The 14,373-nt window shown below is 58.1% G+C and carries 11 protein-coding genes; 5 read left to right on the top strand and 6 right to left on the bottom strand.

What is annotated here, in order from left to right; all coding sequences use genetic code 11:
* Positions 1-82 precede the first annotated feature (82 nt).
* Entirely contained in the window at positions 83-439 is a 357-nt protein-coding gene (locus ACRESJ_RS12590) for a hypothetical protein (RefSeq protein WP_003212949.1), read from the bottom strand.
* 468 nt (positions 440-907) lie between these two features.
* On the opposite strand from ACRESJ_RS12590, the gene ACRESJ_RS12585 reads away from it, so the two are divergent.
* On the top strand, positions 908-5,800 hold the full coding sequence (locus ACRESJ_RS12585; protein ID WP_431758185.1) for an NAD-glutamate dehydrogenase: 4,893 nt from the start codon (positions 908-910) through the stop codon (positions 5,798-5,800).
* 85 nt (positions 5,801-5,885) lie between these two features.
* Here ACRESJ_RS12585 and ACRESJ_RS12580 read toward each other — a convergent pair whose 3' ends face one another.
* The 5 genes from ACRESJ_RS12580 to ACRESJ_RS12560 all read right to left on the bottom strand — a co-directional run bounded on the left by ACRESJ_RS12580 (position 5,886) and on the right by ACRESJ_RS12560 (position 10,077).
* On the bottom strand, positions 5,886-6,443 hold the full coding sequence (locus ACRESJ_RS12580) for a hypothetical protein (RefSeq protein WP_431758184.1): 558 nt from the start codon (positions 6,441-6,443) through the stop codon (positions 5,886-5,888).
* Between the two features lie 207 nt (positions 6,444-6,650).
* Positions 6,651-7,361, bottom strand: a complete 711-nt coding sequence (locus ACRESJ_RS12575) for an ATPase (RefSeq protein ID WP_431758183.1) — start codon at positions 7,359-7,361, stop codon at positions 6,651-6,653.
* A 230-nt stretch (positions 7,362-7,591) separates the two neighbouring features.
* Positions 7,592-8,011 carry a cupin domain-containing protein gene (locus ACRESJ_RS12570; RefSeq protein WP_431758182.1) on the bottom strand — a complete coding sequence of 140 codons (420 nt, stop codon included), beginning with the start codon at positions 8,009-8,011 and terminating at the stop codon, positions 7,592-7,594.
* Between the two features lie 213 nt (positions 8,012-8,224).
* Positions 8,225-8,518, bottom strand: coding sequence for an antibiotic biosynthesis monooxygenase family protein (locus tag ACRESJ_RS12565; protein ID WP_431758181.1), 294 nt, complete (start codon positions 8,516-8,518; stop codon positions 8,225-8,227).
* A 125-nt stretch (positions 8,519-8,643) separates the two neighbouring features.
* Entirely contained in the window at positions 8,644-10,077 is a 1,434-nt protein-coding gene (locus tag ACRESJ_RS12560) for a PLP-dependent aminotransferase family protein (RefSeq protein WP_431758180.1), read from the bottom strand.
* 206 nt (positions 10,078-10,283) lie between these two features.
* On the opposite strand from ACRESJ_RS12560, the gene ACRESJ_RS12555 reads away from it, so the two are divergent.
* The 4 genes from ACRESJ_RS12555 to ACRESJ_RS12540 all read left to right on the top strand — a co-directional run bounded on the left by ACRESJ_RS12555 (position 10,284) and on the right by ACRESJ_RS12540 (position 13,955).
* Positions 10,284-10,724, top strand: coding sequence for a carboxymuconolactone decarboxylase family protein (locus ACRESJ_RS12555; protein WP_431758179.1), 441 nt, complete (start codon positions 10,284-10,286; stop codon positions 10,722-10,724).
* A 98-nt stretch (positions 10,725-10,822) separates the two neighbouring features.
* Positions 10,823-11,317 (top strand): hypothetical protein, encoded by a 495-nt coding sequence (locus ACRESJ_RS12550; protein WP_431758178.1) that lies wholly within the window; start codon positions 10,823-10,825, stop codon positions 11,315-11,317.
* Positions 11,318-11,805: 488 nt separating this feature from the next.
* The gene (locus tag ACRESJ_RS12545; protein ID WP_431758177.1) at positions 11,806-13,479 is read left to right on the top strand and encodes a nitrite/sulfite reductase; all 1,674 of its coding nucleotides are present in this window, start codon (positions 11,806-11,808) and stop codon (positions 13,477-13,479) included.
* Complete coding sequence (locus ACRESJ_RS12540) at positions 13,476-13,955, top strand: DUF934 domain-containing protein (protein WP_431758176.1); 480 nt, start codon at positions 13,476-13,478, stop codon at positions 13,953-13,955. Before ACRESJ_RS12545 ends, ACRESJ_RS12540 begins: the two co-directional genes overlap by 4 nt.
* The last annotated feature ends 418 nt before the right edge of the window (positions 13,956-14,373 follow it).

Raw genomic sequence — 14,373 nt, 5'->3', positions numbered from 1 at the left:
GCAGAACGCAGTTGGCTGGATTGGGGCCGCTTCGCAGCCCAGCGGGAGCAAGCTCCCTCGCCACATTGTGCGGATTTGGCAACTAGGCCCGGATATAGGTCCCGGTGCCCTTGAGAATGTTCTGCAGGGTTTCTTCCACTTCGGCCAGATCCGACTCGGCGGTGCCGTGGGTGATTGCCAATTGATCGTGGCCGCCCAATGCATCGGCATCCGCCGCGCCAATCTCCACCAACAGTGTCGTGGCACTCAGGGTGATCTTCAGCCCGTCCAGGGTCGACGGCTCGTAATCCCAGGTGACTTCCACCTCGTCCTCGTCCGGATAACGGGTCACCATGAACATCTCGCCCTTGTCGCCGTGGCAGCAGAGCATGGCCATGTTGTCTTCTTCGTCATCGCACGGGTTGACGATCAGGTGGGCGGTGGTGAGTTGCAATGGCATGGTTAATCCTGTCTGGGGGAGGGCGAAGCAGGGCAATTGTGCCATTGCGGCGAATTTTGTGCTGCATCGTGTGTCAGACCTTGAGGCATGACCTGGCGGGCAATATCAGTCATTTCCGGTACTCGGCGCCTTGGGGTTTCTCCGAAAACACCCGGTTGCCCAAGTCGCAACCCGCCGGCAGCGTGCCGATGACCGAATATGTCGCAGCGTCGCAAGCAGCTTGCTTCCTACACTCGTTAAGCTGCGCAACGGATGTGCCTCGCCAGGAGTCTGACCTGCCCGTCGTACCGTCACCTGGCAAGGTGCGCATCTTATGGAAGTTGAATGTGACCTCATTGTCTTGTCCAGCTTCACCCACCTGTCACTCTGAATTCGTTACTGTAGACCGCGAACAGAGCTGACGGTCTCCCCGCAAGGGGATAACACGCGACGCTTCCATCAATAACAAGCCCAAGCGGAGTACCACAGATGGCGTTCTTCACCGCAGCCAGCAAAGCCGACTTCCAGCACCAACTGCAAGCGGCACTGGCGCAGCACATCAGTGAACAGGCACTGCCACAAGTGGCGCTGTTCGCTGAACAATTTTTCGGCATCATTTCCCTGGATGAACTGACCCAACGTCGGTTGTCCGACCTCGCTGGCTGTACTCTTTCTGCGTGGCGCCTGCTTGAGCGCTTCGATCACGCGCAACCGCAAGTGCGCGTCTACAACCCCGATTACGAACGCCACGGCTGGCAGTCGACCCATACCGCGGTCGAAGTGCTGCACCACGACCTGCCATTTCTGGTGGACTCGGTGCGTACCGAGCTGAACCGTCGCGGCTACAGCATTCACACCCTGCAAACCACCGTGCTGAGCGTGCGTCGCAGCGACAAGGGCGAACTGCTGGAAATCCTGCCTAAAGGCACCCAGGGTGACGGAGTACTGCAAGAGTCGTTGATGTACCTGGAAATCGACCGCTGCGCCAACACCGCTGAATTGAACGTGCTGACCAAAGAGCTGGAGCAAGTGCTCGGTGAAGTGCGCGTCGCGGTGGCCGATTTCGAACCGATGAAAGCCAAGGTCCAGGAAATCCTGACCAACCTGGACAACAGCAAGTTCGCCGTCGACTCCGACGAAAAGAGCGAAATCAAAGGCTTCCTGGAATGGCTGGTGGGCAACCACTTCACCTTCCTCGGCTATGAAGAGTTCGTGGTGACCGACCAGGCCGATGGTGGCCACATCGAGTACGACCAGAATTCGTTCCTCGGCCTGACCAAACAGCTGCGTGCGGGCCTGACCAACGAAGATCGGCGCATCGAAGACTACGCCGTGCAATACCTGCGTGAACCGACCCTGCTGTCGTTCGCCAAGGCTGCGCACCCAAGCCGTGTACACCGTCCGGCTTACCCTGACTACGTGTCGATCCGTGAAATCGACGCCAACGGCAAGGTCATCAAGGAATGCCGTTTCATGGGCCTGTACACCTCGTCGGTGTACGGCGAAAGCGTGCGGGCCATCCCGTACATCCGTCGCAAGGTCGAGGAAATCGAACACCGCTCCGGCTTCCAGTCCAAGGCTCACTTGGGCAAGGAACTGGCGCAGGTCCTCGAAGTACTGCCTCGCGACGATCTGTTCCAGACGCCGGTGGACGAGCTGTTCAGCACCGTGATGTCGATCGTGCAGATCCAGGAACGCAACAAGATCCGCGTGTTCCTGCGCAAAGACCCGTATGGCCGTTTCTGCTACTGCCTGGCCTACGTGCCACGTGACATCTACTCCACCGAAGTGCGCCAGAAGATCCAGCAAGTGCTGATGGATCGCCTGAAAGCCTCGGACTGCGAGTTCTGGACTTTCTTCTCCGAGTCCGTGCTGGCCCGCGTGCAACTGATCCTGCGCGTCGACCCGAAAAACCGCATCGACATCGACCCGCAGCAGCTGGAAAACGAAGTCATCCAGGCTTGCCGCAGCTGGCAGGACGATTACTCCGCGCTGACCGTTGAAGCCTTCGGCGAAGCCCAGGGCACCAACGTGCTGGCCGACTTCCCGAAAGGCTTCCCGGCCGGTTACCGCGAGCGTTTCGCGGCGCATTCGGCCGTGGTCGACATGCAACACCTGCTCAACCTCAGCGACAAGAACCCGCTGGTGATGAGCTTCTATCAGCCGCTGGGCCAGGTGTCCGGTCAGCGCGAACTGCATTGCAAGCTGTACCACGCCGATACCCCGCTGGCCCTGTCCGACGTACTGCCGATCCTGGAAAACCTCGGCCTGCGCGTGCTGGGTGAGTTCCCGTACCGTCTGCGCCACACCAATGGCCGCGAGTTCTGGATTCATGACTTCGCCTTCACCGCTGCCGAAGGCCTGGACCTGGACATCCAGCAACTCAACGACACCCTGCAGGACGCGTTCGTGCACATCGTGCGCGGCGATGCCGAAAACGATGCGTTCAACCGTCTGGTGCTGACCGCCGGCCTGCCATGGCGCGACGTGGCGCTGCTGCGTGCGTATGCCCGTTACCTGAAACAGATCCGCCTGGGCTTCGACCTGGGCTACATCGCCAGCACCCTGAACAACCACACCGACATCGCTCGCGAGTTGACCCGGTTGTTCAAGACCCGCTTCTATCTGGCCCGCAAGCTGAGCAGCGACGACCTCGAGTTGCGCCTGGAGCACGCGATCCTCAGCGCCCTGGACGACGTTCAGGTGCTCAACGAAGACCGCATCCTGCGTCGCTACCTTGACCTGATCAAGGCCACGCTGCGTACCAACTTCTACCAGACCGACGCCCACGGCCAGAACAAGTCCTACTTCAGCTTCAAGTTCAACCCGCACCTGATCCCTGAGCTGCCCAAGCCGGTGCCGAAGTTCGAAATTTTCGTGTACTCGCCACGGGTTGAAGGCGTGCACCTGCGCTTCGGTAACGTGGCTCGCGGCGGTCTGCGCTGGTCCGACCGTGAAGAAGACTTCCGTACTGAAGTCCTGGGCCTGGTAAAAGCCCAGCAAGTGAAGAACTCGGTCATCGTGCCGGTGGGCGCCAAAGGCGGCTTCCTGCCGCGTCGCCTGCCACTGGGCGGCACCCGTGACGAGATCGCGGCCGAAGGCGTTGCGTGCTACCGCATCTTCATTTCGGGCCTGTTGGACATCACCGACAACCTGAAGGATGGCGCGCTGGTTCCGCCGGCCAACGTCGTGCGTCATGACGACGATGACCCGTACCTGGTAGTTGCAGCGGACAAGGGCACTGCGACCTTCTCCGACATCGCCAACGGCATCGCCATCGACTACGGCTTCTGGCTGGGTGACGCCTTCGCGTCCGGTGGTTCGGCTGGTTACGACCACAAGAAAATGGGCATCACCGCCAAGGGCGCGTGGGTTGGCGTACAGCGCCACTTCCGCGAGCGCGGCATCAATGTCCAGGAAGACAGCATCACGGTGGTCGGCGTCGGCGACATGGCCGGTGACGTGTTCGGTAACGGCTTGTTGATGTCTGACAAACTGCAACTGGTCGCGGCATTCAACCACCTGCACATCTTCATCGACCCGAACCCGAACCCGGCGACCAGCTTCGTCGAGCGTCAGCGTATGTTCGACCTGCCACGTTCGGCGTGGTCGGATTACGACACCAGCATCATGTCCGAAGGTGGCGGCATCTTCTCCCGTAGCGCCAAGAGCATCGCGATTTCCCCGCAGATGCAGGAACGCTTCGACATCAAGGCCGACAAGCTGACCCCGACCGAACTGCTCAATGCCTTGCTCAAGGCGCCGGTGGATCTGTTGTGGAACGGCGGTATCGGTACTTACGTCAAGGCCAGCAGCGAAAGCCACGCCGACGTCGGCGACAAGGCCAACGATGCGTTGCGTGTGAACGGCAACGAACTGCGCTGCAAGGTCGTGGGCGAGGGCGGTAACCTGGGCATGACCCAACTGGGTCGTGTGGAATTCGGCCTCAATGGCGGCGGTTCCAACACCGACTTCATCGACAACGCCGGTGGCGTGGACTGCTCCGACCACGAAGTGAACATCAAGATCCTGCTCAACGAAGTGGTGCAGGCCGGTGACATGACCGACAAGCAACGTAACCAGTTGCTGGCGAGCATGACCGACGAAGTCGGTGGCCTGGTGTTGGGCAACAACTACAAGCAGACCCAGGCGCTGTCTCTGGCTGCCCGTCGTGCCTTGCCGCGTATTGCCGAATACAAGCGCCTGATGAACGACCTGGAAGGTCGCGGCAAGCTGGATCGCGCCATCGAGTTCCTGCCGGCCGAAGACGCGATCAACGAGCGCGTCGCCGAAGGCCATGGCCTGACCCGTGCCGAGCTGTCGGTGCTGATCTCCTACAGCAAGATCGACCTCAAGGAGCAGCTGCTGGGCTCCCTGGTGCCGGACGACGACTACCTGACCCGCGACATGGAAACCGCGTTCCCGCCGACACTGGTGAACAAGTTCTCCGCCGCCATGCGTCGTCACCGTCTGAAGCGTGAAATCGTCAGCACCCAGATCGCCAACGATCTGGTCAACCACATGGGCATCACCTTCGTTCAACGACTCAAAGAGTCGACCGGCATGAGCCCGGCGAACGTGGCGGGCGCCTACGTGATCGTGCGTGACATTTTCCATCTCCCGCACTGGTTCCGTCAGATTGAAAACCTGGACTATCAGGTTTCCGCCGACGTGCAACTGGAACTGATGGACGAGCTGATGCGCCTGGGCCGTCGCGCTACGCGCTGGTTCCTGCGTGCCCGTCGCAACGAGCAGAACGCCGCTCGTGACGTTGCTCACTTCGGTCCGCACCTCAAAGAGCTGGGCCTGAAACTCGACGAACTGCTCAGCGGCGAAATTCGCGAAACCTGGCAGGCCCGTTATCAGGCCTATGTTGCAGCCGGTGTTCCGGAGTTGCTGGCACGCATGGTGGCTGGTACTTCGCACCTGTACACCCTGCTGCCGATCATCGAGGCCTCCGACGTGACCGGCCAGGACCCAGCGGACGTGGCCAAGGCCTACTTCGCCGTGGGCAGTGCGCTGGATATCACCTGGTACCTGCAACAGATCAGCGCTCTGCCGGTTGAAAACAACTGGCAGGCCCTGGCCCGTGAAGCGTTCCGCGATGATGTCGACTGGCAGCAACGTGCGATCACCATCTCGGTCCTGCAACAGGGCGACGGCACCCAGGACGTGGAAACACGCCTGGAGCTGTGGATGGCGCAGCACGTAAGCATGATCGAGCGCTGGCGCGCCATGCTGGTGGAAATCCGTGCCGCCAGCGGCACCGACTACGCCATGTATGCGGTAGCCAACCGTGAACTGCTGGACCTGGCGTTGAGCGGGCAAGCGGTAGTGCCGGCCACTGCCACTGCCAGCCCACAGCTGGAACCAGCGGCCTGATCAGGCGCTGAATGAAAAAGCCCCGCATTGAGAGATGCGGGGCTTTTTTATTCAATTGAGAGCACTAAGTGCAATCCGGGTTTATTCAGTGCTCACCGTAAGACGCTAAATCACGTGGTGTCACAACGCTCCTCTCCAGGATTTCCAGGTTGAATATGCTGATGTCTCCGGTCTCGCCGGTAAAACAGTGATATTTGTTCCTCTCACCCTCCCAGATCGATTGTCTGATGATTCGTGAATGACGGGCTTTCAAATAGATATTCATATTGGAGCTTCCAAAGTCATCCAGCGTGACTATTCCATAATGACTGTCCAATAAATTAAAGGATGTTGTGTTGCCTCCGGCGGCGGGGAAAGCGCCCAGGAAACCGTGTTCGTCCTTGCTTATGTATTTATTGTCTTTGCTGAGAATCTGCAGATTGTAGTAATCGTCATAACAATGAAAGTGTACGAGGATGGAGGATTTTATTTCAGCTTGACCCGTAGGGATCCATTCGTTTCTGTACGGGTGGTAAGCTACGCGCCGACCTATGACTTCTTCAGTTGTCAGTAGGGTGGCGGGTGTTGAAGTCTCAAAAAAACTCAATTTTTTTCCGTGGCAATATAGGCGAGCGATGAATGATCGTTCCTGATCCTTGTTCATTTGGACGTCCTTTGTCTGAAGATATCGGTTATTGATAGTGTTGCATCGCTGAAGATAAAGTTATTTTAGCGACTTGGGTGGTGGTCAATTATTTCGCAGTGCAACTTAATGCTGCGAATGATGGGCAAATTTCTACGAGTTGAAGTAAAGCGCATCGCGGGCAAGCCCTGACTGGATAAGCGGGTTTGCCGCGATGCTTAATGGCTGTCAATACAGTTTCTGCTGTGGTGTATTGTCATTCATCGACACGCTGGTTGACGGTCTGGTCAGTAAATTGCTGAGCGACTGGTCAAACTTCTGCAGCGCCCTTACTTGCACGTTCTGCTGTTCGTTAATGTCGGCAACGATGTCTTCACTGCGTTTGAAGTCCGCCCATACCGGGCTGAGTGCTTTCGTATCATGACCTTGTGCGGTGCCGATGTAGTTGAAGTGGCTGTCATAGAAGTCCGCACTGACTTTCGACTCGATGTCCGAACTACGGGAGGTAATCAACTGACTGCGGCTGTCGACGATTGCCACCACATCCGGTTTCGCTGCTTTAAGACTCTGCATGTCGGGATACACCGTGACCGAACCAAACTGGCGTTGCAGCGAGGCCTTGACCCAGTCCACGGCCATGTCGGGCTTTGAGGTGGCGATGTAGGCATCGTGGATGGGTTCTACCAGCAGGCTCTGACCAAAACCGGTGCCGGCGTTGGCCTGGTAGTCCTGCAGATAAGCGCGGTTGGCCTGGGTGTTGCGGCTATACACCACGCCCAGTGACACATCTTTACCGTTGGGGATTTGGGTCGCGTTGCTGCGGCCTACCGGGGCTGTGAAGATGCCGTCCAGCGAAGATACCGCCGAAGGTGCCGTGGGAATCGAGCAGCCGAGCAAAAAAGCAGACAAGGTTAACGTACTGACAAGTGCAAGTTTCATGGTGTTTCTCCAGTGAAACAACATCAGTCGGGAAAGTTCAAGTCGTCGGCTGTGACCGACAGTCACTCCAGACTAAACCGGCACAGACTAAATGAAATAGCCAATATCCAGAGTTCTGGGGTGACCAATAGTTTTATTTGGTTTAAACAAGGCGGGGTAATTGCCTCGGGCAATAAAAAGGCCCGATTTGAAGTTTCGGACCTTTTTATTTATGGCTGTACGTTCTGTCATCAGTTTTTCAATGGGACCAGCACTTTTTCGTCGGGTGACAACACCATGAATACCAGCAACTTGGCCGGCTCAGTGGCGCTGGCGTTTTTTGACACCAGATGTTCGGAACCCGCAGCTTCGTACCAGTATTGGCCAGCTTTGTAGGTGATTTCCTTTTCACCTTTCACTTGTGAGGTCACCGCGCCCGAAAGCACGTAGGCCATGGCGGTACCGTCGTGTTTATGGGCGATGGAGGCTTGGCCGGGCTTGTAGTCGACCTCAATCATCATGGCTTTTTTGCCCGGTACGTTTTTCAGCATTTGATCCTGCAGCACCGTGACATTTTCGGCAGGCGCGTCGGTTCCATGGGCAAATACCGGAGCGCAAACAGCCAGGGTCAGGGCAGCAAGAGGTGCGGCACAGCAGCGCAAAACATTCATGGTTAATCACCTGCAATGGGTTAGTGGTCAAGGACCAATCTAGTGCGACGCGGGTGGCAATCAAACAGCCAATATTCGAGAAGGTCAGGGGACCAATTCAGTAAACCAATAGAGGGTCCGAAACGTAAAAGACCGCAGTCTCCGGCAGTTCTCACAGAGGTACCCATGCCCTGCGACAACTGCCATGAAACTGCGGTCTATAACCGTTTTTTCTTATCGAATCGGAAAGCTGTTGAAGTCAACCGCGTTGGCCAGTTGGCAATCGATCAGGTCAATGAAACCTTGCACCTGAGGGCTGTTGAAATGCGATTGCATGGCAGCTTCCGACTGCCAATGGGCGCTGACGGTCCAGCGGTTACTGTCCTCGGGGCAGCGGTCGACCATATAGGAATCACAGCCCGGTAAGTCGCGAAGGGTTTCGACAATCTTTTGCAGTTGCTTACCCAGCTCTTCCGAGCGGCCGGCGACGGCCTGCACCTTTACGGTATTGATCACTTCTTTGGACATCTGCACACACTCCTGAATCAGGCACGGATAAATCCTGCTCATTGAGGGATAACGCCCTTGCAGAATAGGCCCGCACCACCGGACCACCAATAGCCAATCCCCAGATAAAGTCGCAGTCCAATTCATCAGGCAACTTGTTGCAGGATATCTCGAAGGCGATCCAGGGCTATGTCGATGTCCAGGGTCTCGATGGCACCAAAGCCCAGGTAAAACCCGTCCTGGGGCGGTTGCTGATCGAAAAAGCTGTCGATGGCGTAAAGCCCTACTTCAACTTTTTTCGCCAGCTCAATCACCAATGGCACATCGATGGGGACTTTACACAGCACCACCATGTGGAAACCGGCCATGGTCGGCACCGCTTCAAGCCATGGCGAGAGGTCGCCGGCCATGCGCGCCAGTATTCGGTCGCGGCGACTGGCATAGATCGTATGGCAGCGCCGGATGTGCTTGAGCAGGCAGCCTTCAGCGATGAACTTGGCCAGCGCCCATTGGGGCAGGGTAGAGGTGTGAAGGTCGGTGAGTTGCTTGGCACGGACCACCGCGTCGAGGATCGCTGGCGGCAAGATTGCGTAACCCAGGCGCAGCTCCGGCAGCAGGGTTTTGGAGAATGTGCCGACGTAAGCGACGATGCCTCGCTCATCCATGCTCTGCAGCGAGTCAGTGGGCCGGCCTTCGTAGCGAAATTCGCTGTCGTAGTCGTCCTCGATGATGATCGCCCCCAGTTCATGGGCCTTGGCCAGTAGAGCGACCCGGCGTTCCTGGCTCATGGACATGCCCAGCGGAAACTGATGCGAAGGGGTGACATAAATCAGGCGGGTGCCACGGGGGATCTTGTCCACCTCAATGCCCTCGGCATCTACCGGCACACCCACCACGGTGGCACCGTGGGTGCCGAACAGCAGGCGCGCTGGCGGATAACCGGGATCTTCCATGGCCACGACGCTGCCTGGGCGGGTCAGCACCCGGGATATCAAATCCAGGGCCTGTTGGGCGCCATTGCACACCACCACGTCCTCATCCTGACAATTGACCCCGCGGGAAAACGCGATGTGCCGTGCGATGGCATTGCGCAGCGCCGGCAGACCTTCAGGCGCGCTGTAGAAACCCTTGGAAGCCGCAATCTGACGCAAGGCGTGGGAGGTGCAACGTCGCCAGTCGTCCTGGGGAAACTGACCCTTGCTGGTGGCGCCGCCGATAAAGTCATAACGCAGCGAGCCTTCCAGCGTGGGGTGACGCAGGAACACCGGCAGGTTGCGCCAGGACTCGATCACCTCGAAACCTGCAAGCTCCGAATGGCTTTGCTTGCGTTCGATTTTCGAGGTCCGCGCATTGACGTAGGTGCCTTTGCCGATCACCCCGGTGAGAAAGTTTTCGTAGGTCAGTTGCGTGTAGGTATCGGAAATGGTTTTGCGTGAGATTCCCAATTGCTCGGCGAGCAGACGGCTGGGTGGAAGCTGCGTGCCCGCAGCCAATCGGCCCGATTCAATGGCGCTACGCAGTTGGTTGTACAGCTGCCCCGCCAGGTCCTTGCGTCCATTGATGACAACGTGTAGTTCCATAACGGTGAAGCTCCAGAGCAATTGAAGCGCGTGTTCGTCATTTCAGATTAACCTCATCCGGTGTGTGTGCAGAAGTTGCGTGGTAGAAAAACCGCCAATTGGTCTGGCGCCAGGTGGTCCACGATTAATTCGCCCAATTGGACCTGTAACACTCGCGTATCAACGACTACCTTGAGTGTTACATCACCGTTGCACGAGGTCGCGTCATGAGCCCCCGCCTGGATTACTACAGCGCTTCACCCAAAGCGATGAAAGCGATGATTGCGATGGAGGCGCTGACCAGCAATTTGAGCATCGAACCGGCGCTATTGCACCTGATCAAGATCCGCGCATCGCAGCTCAATGGCTGCGCGTTCTGTACCGACATGCACTCAGTGGATGCCCGGCGCCTGGGCGAGACTGAACGGCGTCTGTATTCGATCGTGGTCTGGCGCGATAGCAACTTCTTCAACCCGCGCGAGCGTGCGGCCCTGGCCTGGACCGAAGCGGTGACACTGCTCTCGCAAAACCATGTGCCGGACGACGTCTACGAGCAGGCCCGGACCCAGTTCAGCGAAGGTGAACTGGTGGATCTGACCATCGCCGTCACCACCATCAACAGCTGGAATCGTCTGGCGGTGAGTTTTCGCCAGGTGCCCAGCACCTGATCCGGCTAAGTACCGCTCGCGCCCCAGGTCGTACACCAACTGCGCGTATCTGCCATGCTCAAGGTCTGCAGCACTGCTTCAATCAGGGGAGCACCGCAATGGACGACGTACAGCAGTTGGGCGAGATGCTTCGTCACTACGCAGAAAGTGAAGCGCACAAGAAACAAGTGTTCGAGTCGCAATCGGCGCAATGGGCGATGCATATTGGCGATCTGTTTGATCAGATTCAGGAATGGCTGGCGCCGGTACTGGTACCGAGTCTTTTGGAGATGAGTCGTGAGGCGTACGTTGCCTCGGGGCCGAGTGCTCCGGTGGAGACGTCGACGTTCAAGACCGAGAAACTGAGCATCCTGATCATCGGTAAGCCGGTGGAGTTTGTACCGGACGTAATGGGTGTTGGCGGGCAGATTTCGGTGGCGGTGATGGGGTTTACTTCAGCACGTGTTGGCAGTGTGTCGCTGGTGTGCCTGCCGCCATCCACTGGCTGGCAGTGGCGCAAGACCAATGGTTTGAAGGACCCGGATATCTTTGACTTTGATGCGGATTTTTTGGCGCAGCAGCTGCAGAGTCTGGTGCCTCGGGATCGGAGTTGAGGCGAGGGCGGCTGTTGGTCTGCGGTCACGGCTGCTTATGGTTGCGCCCTTATCTGTCGGATCGTGTTCCCTGAAGGAGCTGACGAGTGCAACGAGGCTGCGATCTTTTGATTTTAAAAGGCAAGATCAAAAGATCGCAGCCTGCGGCAGCTCCTACAGGGGACTGCGTTCATTGAGCGGCGTCGGCGCATATCTATCGGCCATTCCAAAACAGGCTCAGGAAAAACTCATTTGTACGGATCAGAGGAGGACTCGACCACGCTGCTCTGAAAAGGAATCTGATACGGGTTTTTCTGAATTAAGTGAGTCTGTATCTCGCTGACACGCAGGCTCATAGTCGCTACCTCGCGAAACTGTAGGAGCGAGCTTGCTCGCGAGAGTCGTCAACGATAACGCAGGAAACCTGACACCCAGCGTTATCTCTGAGTTCTTCACGAGCAAGCTCGCTCCTACAGGGAAGCGGAACCCAGCCCTGATGAGGTACCCAGATGTATCAGTACGACGACTATGACCGGGCCCTGGTGTTCGAGCGGGTTGCGCAGTTTCGTGATCAGGTCGAACGCTTCCAGGCAGGCGAACTGAGCGAAGAGGAGTTTTTGCCCTTGCGCCTGCAAAACGGCCTGTACATGCAAAAACACGCCTACATGCTGCGTGTAGCCATTCCGTACGGCACGCTGAGTGCCGGGCAGATGCGCACACTGGCGAGCATCGCCCGGGATTACGATCGCGGTTACGGTCACTTCACCACGCGGCAGAACATGCAATTCAACTGGATCGAGCTGGCCCAGGTGCCGGACATCCTCGAACGCCTGGCTAACGTTCACATGCACGCGATCCAGACGTCCGGCAACTGCGTGCGCAACATCACCACCGAAGCCTTTGCCGGGGTCGCGGCTGACGAAATGATCGACCCGCGTCCGCTGGCGGAAATCCTGCGGCAGTGGTCAACCATCAATCCGGAATTCCTGTTCCTGCCGCGCAAGTTCAAGATCGCCATCTGCTCGGCGCAGCAAGACCGGGCGGCGATCATGATGCATGACATCGGCCTCTATCTTTACCCCGGGGATGACGGGCAAATGTTGCTGCGAGTCATCGTCGGCGGTGGTCTGGGGCGCACGCCGATCCTCGGCTTGCAGATCCGCGAAGGCTTGCCCTGGCAGCACTTGCTGTCTTACGTGGAAGCGGTATTGCGGGTGTACAACCGCCATGGCCGGCGGGATAACAAGTACAAGGCGCGGATCAAGATTCTGGTCAAGGCGCTGGGCATCGAGGCGTTTGCCCGGGAGGTGGAAGAAGAGTGGCAGTACCTGCGCGATGGTCCGGCGCAGTTGACCGACGCCGAGTTCCAGCGCGTGGCCAGTGCTTTCGTCACACCGCAATACCGTGAACGGGCGGATATCCAGCTCGATTTCGGCACGCACCTGGCCGAGAACCCGGCGTTTGCACGTTGGGTGCTGCGTAACGTGCAGGCGCATAAAGTGCCCGGTTACGCCAGCGTGGTGCTGTCGACCAAACCCGGTATTTCAGCGCCACCGGGAGATGTGACAGCCGAGCAAATGCAGGCGGTGGCCGAGTGGTCCGAGCGCTTCGGTTTTGGGGAGATACGCATTGCCCATGAGCAGAATATTGTCCTGCCGGATGTGCCCAAAGGTGATCTGTTTGCGCTGTGGTGCCTGGCCTGCGAACACAATCTGGGCAGCGCCAATGTTGGCTTGCTGACCGATATCATCGCCTGCCCGGGTGGCGACTTCTGTGCGCTGGCCAATGCCAAGTCGATACCGATTGCCCAGGCCATTCAGGCACGTTTCGAAGACCTCGATTATCTGCATGACCTGGGGGATATCAGCCTCAACATCTCCGGTTGCATGAATGCCTGCGGGCATCATCACATCGGCAACATCGGGATTCTGGGCGTAGATAAGAACGGCAGTGAGTGGTACCAGATCACCCTCGGCGGCGCCCAAGGCAAGAACAGCGCACTGGGCAAAGTTATCGGGCCGTCCTTCAGTGCAGCGCAAGTGCCGGACGTGATCGAGCACATCGTCGATACGTTCGTGCGTTATCGCGAGAGCGAAGAATTGTTCGTCGACACCTTGCATCGCATCGGTCTGGAACCCTTCAAGGAAGCGGTGTATCCGAAGGTATTGGAGGTGTCGGCGTGAAAAATCTGTTGCGACTGCAAGAGGGCGAGGCGCGCATTGATGCCCAGGATCCGTGGGCACTGGTCAGGGATCTGCAAGCGCCGTTGCCTGAAGGCCCGGTCATTTTGCCGCTGACCCGCTGGCTGGAGAGCGCGCAGCATCAGGCCGTTTGGCTGGGGCCGGATGACGAAGTGGAAAGCCTGGAACCTTGGTTGGCCCAGCTGTCCTTGATCGCGCTGGATTTCCCGAGTTTTCGTGATGGTCGCGGCTACAGCCAGGCGTATCTGCTGCGTACGCGACTGGGCTGGACCGGCGAGTTGCGGGCTATTGGCGATGTATTGCGTGATCAACTCAGCCACATGCGCCAGTGCGGTTTCGACAGCTTCGCCGTGCGTGAAGACAAATCGGCCGAGGATGCATTGAAGGGATTGGCGGGGATGAGCGTGTTGTATGGCCGCTCGGTAATCGAGCCGCGGCCGTTGTTTCGGCGACGGTAGAACGCGCACCCAATCCCTGTGGGAGCTTGCCCGCGAAGAGGCCGGAACATCCAATATTGATGCTGACTGACACGACGCCTTCGCGGGCAAGCCTCGCTCCCACCGGGTTTTGTGGTGTCCACAAATCTTGTGGTCGACCCATGAACCTGTGGGAGCGGGCTTGAACGCGAAGAGGCCGGAACATCCAATATTGATGCTGACTGACACGACGCCTTCGCGGGCAAGCCACGCTCCCACCGGGTTTTGTGGTGTCCACAAATCTTGTGGTCGATCCATGAACCTGTGGGAGCTGGCTTGCCCGCGAAGAGGCCGGAACATCCAACATTGATGCTGACTGACCCGACGCCTTCGCGGGCCTCGCTCCCACCGGGTTTTGTGGTGTCCACAAATCTTGTGGTCGACCCATGAACCTGTGGGA

This window comes from Pseudomonas sp. (assembly GCF_050739655.1).
GTDB lineage: Bacteria > Pseudomonadota > Gammaproteobacteria > Pseudomonadales > Pseudomonadaceae > Aquipseudomonas.
This window is presented reverse-complemented; position numbering and strand designations above follow the sequence as displayed.

Coding starts and splice junctions, on each gene's coding strand:
- ACRESJ_RS12555 (WP_431758179.1), top strand. CDS start 10,284: ATGAGCCCCCGCCTGGATTACTACAGCGCTTCACCCAAAGCGATGAAA.
- ACRESJ_RS12590 (WP_003212949.1), bottom strand. CDS start 439: ATGCCATTGCAACTCACCACCGCCCACCTGATCGTCAACCCGTGCGAT.
- ACRESJ_RS12565 (WP_431758181.1), bottom strand. CDS start 8,518: ATGTCCAAAGAAGTGATCAATACCGTAAAGGTGCAGGCCGTCGCCGGC.
- ACRESJ_RS12570 (WP_431758182.1), bottom strand. CDS start 8,011: ATGAATGTTTTGCGCTGCTGTGCCGCACCTCTTGCTGCCCTGACCCTG.
- ACRESJ_RS12585 (WP_431758185.1), top strand. CDS start 908: ATGGCGTTCTTCACCGCAGCCAGCAAAGCCGACTTCCAGCACCAACTG.
- ACRESJ_RS12560 (WP_431758180.1), bottom strand. CDS start 10,077: ATGGAACTACACGTTGTCATCAATGGACGCAAGGACCTGGCGGGGCAG.
- ACRESJ_RS12580 (WP_431758184.1), bottom strand. CDS start 6,443: ATGAACAAGGATCAGGAACGATCATTCATCGCTCGCCTATATTGCCAC.
- ACRESJ_RS12550 (WP_431758178.1), top strand. CDS start 10,823: ATGGACGACGTACAGCAGTTGGGCGAGATGCTTCGTCACTACGCAGAA.
- ACRESJ_RS12545 (WP_431758177.1), top strand. CDS start 11,806: ATGTATCAGTACGACGACTATGACCGGGCCCTGGTGTTCGAGCGGGTT.
- ACRESJ_RS12575 (WP_431758183.1), bottom strand. CDS start 7,361: ATGAAACTTGCACTTGTCAGTACGTTAACCTTGTCTGCTTTTTTGCTC.